General features: G+C 56.2%; 9 protein-coding genes. 5 read left to right on the top strand and 4 right to left on the bottom strand.

The window, feature by feature from the left end; genetic code table 11:
• The coding region (locus RTM06_RS06935) for a type VI secretion system tube protein Hcp (protein WP_312181008.1) at window positions 1-179 on the top strand (179 nt) is incomplete at its 5' end.
• Between the two features lie 40 nt (window positions 180-219).
• Complete coding sequence (locus RTM06_RS06930; RefSeq protein ID WP_312180905.1) at window positions 220-750, top strand: O-acetyl-ADP-ribose deacetylase; 531 nt, start codon at window positions 220-222, stop codon at window positions 748-750.
• A gap of 85 nt (window positions 751-835) precedes the next feature.
• Here RTM06_RS06930 and malG read toward each other — a convergent pair whose 3' ends face one another.
• Genes malG through malE form a run of 3 tightly spaced genes read right to left on the bottom strand, consistent with a single transcriptional unit; the run spans window position 836 to window position 4,507 of the window.
• Window positions 836-1,726 (bottom strand): maltose ABC transporter permease MalG, encoded by an 891-nt coding sequence (gene malG / locus RTM06_RS06925; RefSeq protein WP_061719673.1) that lies wholly within the window; start codon window positions 1,724-1,726, stop codon window positions 836-838.
• Window positions 1,727-1,735: 9 nt separating this feature from the next.
• A complete protein-coding gene (gene malF / locus RTM06_RS06920) occupies window positions 1,736-3,256 on the bottom strand; it encodes a maltose ABC transporter permease MalF (protein WP_312180902.1) in 1,521 nt (506 codons plus the stop codon).
• 60 nt (window positions 3,257-3,316) lie between these two features.
• On the bottom strand, window positions 3,317-4,507 hold the full coding sequence (malE, locus tag RTM06_RS06915; protein ID WP_061719671.1) for a maltose/maltodextrin ABC transporter substrate-binding protein MalE: 1,191 nt from the start codon (window positions 4,505-4,507) through the stop codon (window positions 3,317-3,319).
• Between the two features lie 363 nt (window positions 4,508-4,870).
• Here malE and malK point away from each other — a divergent pair, with 363 nt between their 5' ends.
• The 3 genes from malK (at window position 4,871) to malM (ending at window position 8,344) form a co-directional block, all read left to right on the top strand.
• A complete protein-coding gene (gene malK, locus RTM06_RS06910; RefSeq protein WP_061719670.1) occupies window positions 4,871-5,980 on the top strand; it encodes a maltose/maltodextrin ABC transporter ATP-binding protein MalK in 1,110 nt (369 codons plus the stop codon).
• Window positions 5,981-6,021: 41 nt separating this feature from the next.
• A complete protein-coding gene (locus RTM06_RS06905; RefSeq protein WP_256698920.1) occupies window positions 6,022-7,323 on the top strand; it encodes a maltoporin in 1,302 nt (433 codons plus the stop codon).
• 97 nt (window positions 7,324-7,420) lie between these two features.
• A complete protein-coding gene (gene malM / locus RTM06_RS06900) occupies window positions 7,421-8,344 on the top strand; it encodes a maltose operon protein MalM (RefSeq protein ID WP_312180897.1) in 924 nt (307 codons plus the stop codon).
• 134 nt (window positions 8,345-8,478) lie between these two features.
• On the opposite strand, the gene malQ is transcribed toward malM, so the two are convergent.
• On the bottom strand, window positions 8,479-9,135 hold a 657-nt coding region (malQ, locus tag RTM06_RS06895), incomplete at its 5' end, for a 4-alpha-glucanotransferase (RefSeq protein WP_312180896.1).

The raw sequence follows: 9,135 nt of genomic DNA, 5'->3' as shown, positions 1-9,135 counted from the left end.
ATTTTAATATTCTGTTGGAAAACGTCAAAATCTCCAGCATTTCTCCGGCTTTGCTGCCAAACGGCCAGACCAGCACGCATCTGGAAAATATTGAGCTACGATATGAAACGATCACATGGAAATACGTGGACGGCAATATTGTGTTTAAGGACGGATGGAATGAGAGGATGATTGCTTAACTTCTGGCTAAGACTGCTGAAGCTGAGGATTAGAAGTAACATGAACAAAATCGCCTTGCTCAAAGAAGATATAACCAAAGTTCCAGCTGATGCCATTGTTAACGCCGCCAACACATCCTTGCTGGGCGGCGGCGGAGTTGATGGCGCCATCCATCGTGCGGGTGGGCCAGCAATTTTGGCTGAGTGTCAGAAAATCAGGAATCGACAAGGTGGCTGTAAAGTCGGAGATGCAGTGATCACCACGGCGGGTAATTTGCCAGCAAAATACGTCATTCACACCGTTGGCCCACATTGGCATGACGGAAGACATGACGAAGAAACGCTGTTGAAAAATGCCTACCTGAGCTGTTTTGAACTGGTCGAAAAATATGGCATTCATACCGTTTCGTTTCCCAATATCAGTACCGGAATATACAGATTTCCGAAAGTGCTGGCGGCTGAAATCGCATTGGGTGTGATTAACCAATGTTTACGTGATAACCCTAATATCGAGCAAGTCAATTTAGTCTGCTTTGATCAGGAAAATTACGATCTGTATTTAAAAATAATGGATGAACAGCGTGCTAATTAACGCTCACCCCCATAAAAAAAGCGGCCCGAAGGCCGCCAAAACCCTCAACTGCAGTGAACATTGAGGAAGGAGGATAATAAACGGGTTAGCCTTTCACGCCTCCGGCGGTCAGGCCGCTGACCAGCCAGCGTTGTGCCAGCAGGAACACCAGCGTAATTGGAATTGCAGAGAGCACCGCCGCTGCGGCAAAGTCGCCCCACAGATAGTTTTGCGGGTTCAAATATTGCTGCATGCCGACCGCCAGTGTGTAGCTATTTACATCGCGCAGCAGCAGCGAAGCCACCGGCACTTCAGTCACCGCAGCGATAAACGCCAGAATAAACACTACCGCCAGAATCGGCACCGAGAGCGGCAACAGCACCAGCCGGAACGCCTGCCACGGCGTAGCACCATCCAGCGCGGCGGCTTCTTCCAGCGATCCGTCGATGGTTTCGAAATAGCCTTTAATGGTCCAGACGTGCAGGGCGATGCCGCCGAGATAAGCAAAGATCACACCGCCATGCGTATTCAGGCCGATAAACGGCAGATATTGTCCCAGACGATCAAACAGCGCATACAGCGCCACCAGCGACAGCACGGCCGGGAACATCTGGAAAATCAGCATGCCTTTTAACAGCGTGGCACGCCCGGCAAAACGCATGCGTGCAAAGGCATAGGCGCAGGTAGTGGAAAGCGCCACAATGCCAATCGCGCTGATGGCGGCGATTTTCACCGAGTTCCACAGCCAGAGCAGCACCGGGAAGGGCGGCGGCGTCACGCGGCCGTCGGCGTGCTCGACGCTGAAACCTAACGCCAGCTGCCAGTGTTCCCAGGAAATCTGCTCCGGGATCAGCGAGCCGGTGGCGAAGTTACCGGCGCGCAGTGAGATGGCGAAGACCATCAGCAGCGGAAACAGAATTCCCGCAATAAATATCAGCAGCAGCAGATGCGTCATCAACAGACGCAGCTTTTGCGATTTGGGTTGCACCATAGCCATAACGCCTCCTTAATCGAATTTCATCCGCACGGCTTTAAGATTGATCACCGCCAGCGCGCCCACCAGCAGGAAGATCAGCGTGGCAATCGCCGCCGCCAGACCAAAGTCCTGCCCGCCGCCACCTTCAAACGCAATGCGCCAGGTGTAATTGACCAGCAAATCGGTGTAACCGGCTGGCGTGGTGGTGCCGATTCGATCCGGTCCGCCGTTGGTCAGCAGCTGTACCAGCACAAAGTTATTAAAGTTGAAGGCAAAACTGGCGATCATCAGCGGCATCAGCGGCTTCAACAGCAGCGGCAGGGTAATCAGGAAGAAGTTCTGCAGCGGCCCGGCACCGTCCATCGCCGAAGCTTCATAGAGATCGTCCGGAATCGCTTTCAGCAGCCCCATGCAGAGAATCATCATGTAGGGATAACCGAGCCAGGTATTCACAATAATCAGCATGGTGCGCGCCAGCGTTGGATCGCTGAACCACGCGGGCTGGAAGCCAAACAGCGCTTGCAGCATCACGTTGATTTCACCGAAGCTCTGGTTGAACAAGCCTTTGAAGATCAGTATCGAGATAAAGGCGGGCACGGCGTAAGGCAAAATCAGCATCACGCGATACACCGCTTTGCCTTTCAGCGCTTCCCACTGCACCAGGCAAGCCAGCACCATGCCAACCGCCACGGTGAGAATCACCGTTACGAAGGAAAACAGCAGCGTCCAGCCAAAGATCGCCAGAAACGGCTTTTGAATCCCTTCATCGGTAAACACGCGAATGAAATTCTTCCAGCCGGTATTCACCGTGAAGCCCGGGCTCAGCGCTTCGCCGCTGCTGTTCTGATAGAAACCGCTCTCACGATTGGCCTGATACAGCGCGCCGCTTTGCTGATTTTTCAGATCGCCGTTGGCTTGCAGTACATACAACGGGCGCGTGCCGGAGAACTGGCGCAGCGAACTCATCACCACCTGGCGGCCATCCGGCAGTTCGGCCTGAATCTGGTTCAGCGCCTGACGATTAGTAGTGACGATGCGCAACGTGGCGCGTTCGCCCGGCGGCGGCGGGGCGCTGGTCAGTTTCAGCTTTTGCGCTCCACCGAAAGCAAACGCAGGTGAAACGAAGGTTTGCCCGTTGGCCGCTTCGGTCAGTACCAGCTGCCAGCGATCGCCCGCCGGAATCAATGAGAAGTTCAGCGCCGAACCGTCCTGATATTGACGGCTCAGCAACACCTGTTGCGCGCGTTCCAGCGTCAGCTGATTGGTGCTGCTGTAGTTGGTAAAGGCAATCGCCACGGTGCAGGCGAGGGGAAACAGCACGAACAACGCCATGCCCGCGAGGCCGGGATAGACATAGCGCCAGGCATAGGCGCGACGATTGGCATAAATCCAGATGCCGACGGCGCTGATAATCAGTGTCACCAGCGCAAACAGATATTCACCTTTTGCATACATCAGCACGAGCAGATAGCCGACCAGCAGACAGCAGATACCGAGAAAAAGAGCCTTCAGCACGGCGCTGAACCGTGCTGTTTTCGGTTTTCCTGACATGATGCGGTTTTCCTTAACAGCCAGTAACGAGCCGGATTGCGCCAGCTCTGGTAGAGAGGATTACTTGTTGAGTCGTGCCTGCGCATCTTTCAGCGCCGCATCAACGCTTTGACGTCCGCTCAGCGCATTCAGCGTGGCGGTGCGCATCGCGTACCAGAAGGCGGCCATCTGCGGGATGTTCGGCATGATGTCGCCGTTGCGCGCGTTGGTCATGGTGGCGGCGATACGCTCATCCTTCTCCAGCGTCTGCTGGAACGACTTCAGCGCCACCGCGCCAAGCGGTTTGTCTTTGTTGACCGCATCAAGACCAGCATCGGTCAGCAGGTAATTTTCCAGGAACTCTTTGGCCAGCTCTTTGTTCGGGCTGGCGGCATTGATCCCGGCACTCAGCACGCCGACGAAGGTTTTGGAATTTTTGCCGTTCAGCGTTGGCAGCAGCGTGACGCCGTAGTTGATTTTGCTCTTATCGATGTTGCTCCACGCCCACGGCCCGTTGATGGTCATGGCGGTTTGCCCTTTATTAAAGGCGGCTTCAGCGATGGAGTAATCGGTATCGGCATTCAGCGTTTTGGCCTTTACCTGGTCGACAAGGAATTTCATGCCCGCTTTGGCGCCAGCGTTATCCACGCCGGTATCTTTCACGTCGTAGCGGCCATCGTTAAGCTTAAAGGCATAAGCGCCGCCCGCCGCCAGCAATGGCCAGGTGAAGTACGGCTCCTGCAGGTTGAACATCATGGCGCTCTTGCCCTGCGCGCGCATTTTCTTATCAATGGCGGCGATCTCTTCCCAGCTTTTTGGCGGCTCAGGCAGCAGATCTTTGTTGTAGATGAGGGATAAGGATTCCACCGAAATCGGATAACCGATCAGCTTGCCGTTGAAGCGCACCGCGTCCCAGGTGAACGGGAAGATTTTCTCCTGGAAGCGCGCATCCGGCGAAATCTCCGCTAACAAGCCTGACTGCGCGTAACCGCCGAAACGATCGTGCGCCCAGAAGATAATGTCCGGGCCGTCGCCGGTGGCGGCCACCTGCGGATACTTCTCTTCCATTTTGTCCGGATGCTCAACCGTCACTTTGATGCCGGTTTCCTGCTCAAACTTTTTACCCACTTCAGCCAGGCCGTTGTAGCCCTTGTCGCCGTTGATCCAGATGACCAGCTTTCCCTCTTCAATCTTTGCAACGGCAGAAGCTGAAAACAGCACGGCCGTCAGGGCGGAAAGGGCAAGAATGCGTGCACCGGTTTTCATTGTCATAACTCCATCCTGTTAGCGGAAACGGAAATCGTTTTACCTGCCACATTGTGAGTATCTGCCGCCGCTTCTCATCCTCCCCGGCTCTACGCCTGCCTTTCATCTGATGTGATCTGTGTTGCAAAACCACCCGGTTATCACGGACTGGCGCACACAATCGTCGCTCTGCTCTGCGTCATAGCTCACAAAAATGGTTGCCTGCCGCGTTTTATCAGACGCGTCTGCACGATCTCCTCCTCCCGTCTCCTCCCCCACGCTGACGCGCTGCGGTGGAGGATGTCGGCCTTGATGTCCTTGCCCATAGTGGTCGCCGGGGTCTGTCCGCCGATTTGCGGACAAGGAATAGCAAGCTGAGAGGAAAGCATCATGTCGAGCGTTACGTTGCGCAGTGTCTCCAAGGTGTGGGGCGAAACTGAGGTGTCGAAAAACATCAGCCTTGAGATCGCCGAAGGAGAGTTCGTGGTTTTTGTCGGACCGTCAGGCTGCGGCAAATCGACGCTGCTGCGCATGATTGCCGGACTGGAAACCATCACCAGCGGCGATCTGTTTATTGGCGACAAACGCATGAATGAGGTGCCGCCCGCCGAGCGCGGCATCGGCATGGTGTTTCAGTCCTACGCGCTGTATCCCCATCTTTCGGTGGCCGAGAACATGTCGTTCGGCCTGAAACTGGCGGGCACGCGCAAAGCGGAGATCCAGCAGCGCGTCAATCAGGTGGCTGAAGTGCTGCAGCTGGCGCATCTGCTGGAGCGCCGTCCGAAAGCGCTGTCGGGCGGGCAGCGTCAGCGCGTAGCGATTGGCCGTACACTGGTGGCAGAACCGCGCGTGTTTTTACTCGATGAGCCGCTCTCCAACCTTGACGCCGCATTGCGCGTGCAGATGCGCATTGAGATCTCACGTCTGCATAAGCGCTTGAAGCGCACCATGATTTACGTCACCCACGATCAGACCGAAGCGATGACGCTAGCGGACAAGATCGTGGTGCTGGATGGCGGCCACGTTGCCCAGGTCGGCAAGCCACTCGAGCTGTATCACTATCCCGCCAATCGTTTCGTCGCCGGTTTTATCGGCTCACCGCGCATGAATTTCTTACCGGTAAAGGTTACCGCCACCGCCATCGATCAGGTGCAGGTGCGCCTACCCAACACCCAACTGGTGTGGCTACCGGTCGACAGCGCCGGTGTGCAGGTGGGCAGCAACATGTCGTTAGGCATTCGTCCCGAGCATCTGCTCTCCAGCGATATCGCTGACGTCACCCTCGAGGGCGAGGTGACGGTGGTCGAGCAGCTGGGACACGAAACGCAAATTCACATCCAGATTCCCGCTATTCGTCAAAGCCTGGTTTACCGCCAGGAGGACGTCGTGCTGGTAGAAGAGGGCGCCCTGATGGGCATCGGCCTGCCGCCGGAGCGTTGCCATCTTTTCCGTGAAGATGGCAGCGCCTGTCGCAGGCTGCATCAGGAGCCCGGTGTTTAGCCCTGCAAAACAATAAAAGCAATGACCTCAGGAGATAGAAAATGTTAACTCTGCGCAAACTCCCTATCGCGGTTGCTATCGCGGCAGGTACGCTCGCTGCCCCGTCGATGGCAGTCGATTTTACCGGCTATGCCCGTTCCGGCATCGGCTGGACCGGCAGCGGCGGGGAACAGCAATGTTTTCAGGCCACCGGCGCACAAAGTAAATACCGTCTGGGCAACGAATGTGAAACCTACGCTGAGCTGAAGCTGGGCCAGGAAGTATGGAAAGAGGGCGATAAGAGCTTCTATTTCGATACCAACGTCGCCTATTCGGTTTCCCAGCAGAATGACTGGGAAGCGACCTCCCCGGCGTTCCGTGAAGCCAACGTGAAGGGCAAAAACCTGATCGACGCGCTACCGGGTTCCACCATCTGGGCCGGTAAGCGTTTCTACCAGCGTCATGACGTACATATGATCGACTTCTACTACTGGGATATTTCCGGTCCTGGTGCTGGTCTGGAAGATGTCGATCTCGGCTTCGGCAAACTCTCTTTTGCCGCCACGCGCTCCTCGGAAGCGGGCGGTTCTTACACCTTCTCCAGCGATCAGATTCGTGATTACGCCACCAGCACCGCCAACGACGTGTTTGATGTGCGTTTAGCGGGCCTCGAAACCAACCCGAACGGCGTGCTGGAATTGGGCGTTGATTATGGCCGCGCCAACGCGCGTGACGGTTATCGCCTCGAAGATAACGCCTCCAAAGATGGCTGGATGTTCACCGCCGAACATACACAGAGCATGATGAAGGGCTACAACAAGTTCGTGCTGCAGTACGCCACCGATGCGTTGACCTCACAAGGTAAAGGCTTGCCGCAGGGCACCAACATCAACAACAGCGGCAGCATGTATCGCGTACTCGATCACGGTGCAATTAACCTCGCCGATCGCTGGGATCTGATGTACGTCGCCATGTACCAGAATACCGACCTCGACAACAACCGTGGTACCGAGTGGTACACCGTGGGCGTGCGCCCAATGTACAAATGGACGCCGATCATGAGCACGCTGCTTGAAGTGGGCTACGACAACGTCAAATCGCAGCAGGTGAGCGAGCGCAACGGCCAGTACAAAGTGACGCTGGCACAACAGTGGCAGGCGGGCGACAGCATCTGGTCGCGTCCGGCGCTGCGTCTGTTCGCCACCTACGCCAAGTGGGATGAGAAGTGGGGCTACAGCAAAGACAGCTCAGGGGATTTGACCTCCTTTGCCTCTAACGACAGCAGCGGCAACGGCATTCTGACCAACAGCCGTGGCAACAACGATGAAGTGACATTCGGGGCGCAGATGGAGATTTGGTGGTAATGCTCCCGCTTGTGGCTTAACTGAGACCCTCTCTTTTCGGCGCGGCGCGCCATTGCCTGGTTCGCGCCGCCGCCTGACAGTTTTTTGAGGTTATACAATGAGAATGAAAAAAACGGTTTTTGCGCTCTGCCTGAGCGCCGCGTTGCTGGCCGGTCAAAGTTTACCGGCGCTGGCGGATGTCAATCTGGTGCCACAGGATCTCTCTGCCGCACCCACATTCCCCGCCGCCAGCCTGCAAACGCTGAGCTGGTTGCCGGTAGATACCTCCCGCACGCAGGTCACCACGCTGAGTGAAAACCACGCCAATCTTAACGCTGCGGGCGTGACGGGTTCGGTGGCGGCCTACAGCTTGCCAGCCAATATCGGTGAACTCACCATTACGCTGAGCAGTGAAGTTAGACAAAATCAGGTGTTTGCGCCGAATGTGCTGGTGCTGGATGAGAATATGCGTCCAGCGGCCTGGTTCCCGGCGCGCTTTTTCACCTATCAGCAGCCGGGCGTGATGGCAGCGGATCGGCTGGAAGGTGTGATGAAACTGACGCCTGCGCTGGGTCAGCAAAAGATCTATCTGCTGGTGTTCACTACTGAGAAGGATTTGACCGAAACCACCACATTACTCGATCCGGCCAAAGCCTACGCTCGCGGCACCGGTAATGCGGTGCCGGATATCCCTGATCCGATTGCCCAGCACAGCCGCGAAGGCACGCTGAAACTCAAAGTGAAAACCAGTTCAGGTTCATCAATTCTGGTTGGGCCGCTGTTCGGATCATCTGGCCCGGCGCCGGTAACCGTCGGTAATACGCAGCCGGTTGCGCCTGCGACTTATCGTGCTGCCCCGGTTTCGGACGCAAAACCTAAACCGATCATGACGGATACCGAAGGTTACTTTAATCAGAACATCCGCGAAGCCGTTGAGAAGGGCAATATCGATAAGGCGTTGCAGCTGCTGGATGAGGCCGAGCGTTTAGGTTCCACCTCCGCCAGACAAGTGTTTATCAGCAGTGTTAAAGGCAAGGGGTAATCCGCCCCGGCAGTGCTGATTTGTCCCATCTGGTGCGCTTCGGCGCCCCTTTTTTTGCCTGGTGCGCATAAATGCGCACCCTACGATACTGTAGGGTCGCCATTTATGGCGACCAGGTACATATCAATGCCCAATCAAACCCGCTTCCGCCGTTGATCAATATCCGCCAGCAACGCATTAATCTGCGGATCTTCAAACATCTCCTCCAGCGAGGCGCTGAGTTTGCGGCGCCAGTTGGGATATTGGCTGGTGGTGCCGGGGATATTCACCGGGGAAGCCATATCCAGCCACTCTTCGGGTTGCAAGCCCAGCAGCGCGCTGTTGCTGTCCGCCAGATAACGCTGCATCGCGGCACTTAACGCCCGATCCATCACCTGCGGTTCGGCTTGTTCGGGCAAGCAATTGCTGCGTTGCAGGCTCTTAAACAGCGCGCGGCGTGCGGCCAAACGCGACTTGTTGAGCCCGGCAAGAATCTGCTTATCGGGATAAAGTCCCAACTCGCTGCCCAGCCGTAAATCGTCGCTTTGCCACCAGCCGCGCAGGGTGGGCATATCGTGGGTGGTGGCGACCGCCATCGCCTGACGTGGCCAGCGGGCAGGGGCGCGAAAGGCCACTTTGGATGTCTGCTCAAAATAGAGTACTTTGTAGGAGTAGACGCCCGCCTGCTGCAGCTTGCCGATAATCTTCTCCGGCACCGTACCCAAATCCTCACCAATCACCATGCAGTGATGACGCTGACTCTCCAGCGCCAGAATCGCCAGCAGATCGTCGATGGGATAATGGACATAGGC

This window comes from Pantoea sp. CTOTU46764 (assembly GCF_031974595.1).
In the GTDB taxonomy this organism is placed as follows: domain Bacteria; phylum Pseudomonadota; class Gammaproteobacteria; order Enterobacterales; family Enterobacteriaceae; genus Pantoea; species Pantoea trifolii.
The sequence above is the reverse complement of the archived record's forward strand: the minus strand, read 5'-3'. Positions and strand labels throughout refer to the sequence as shown.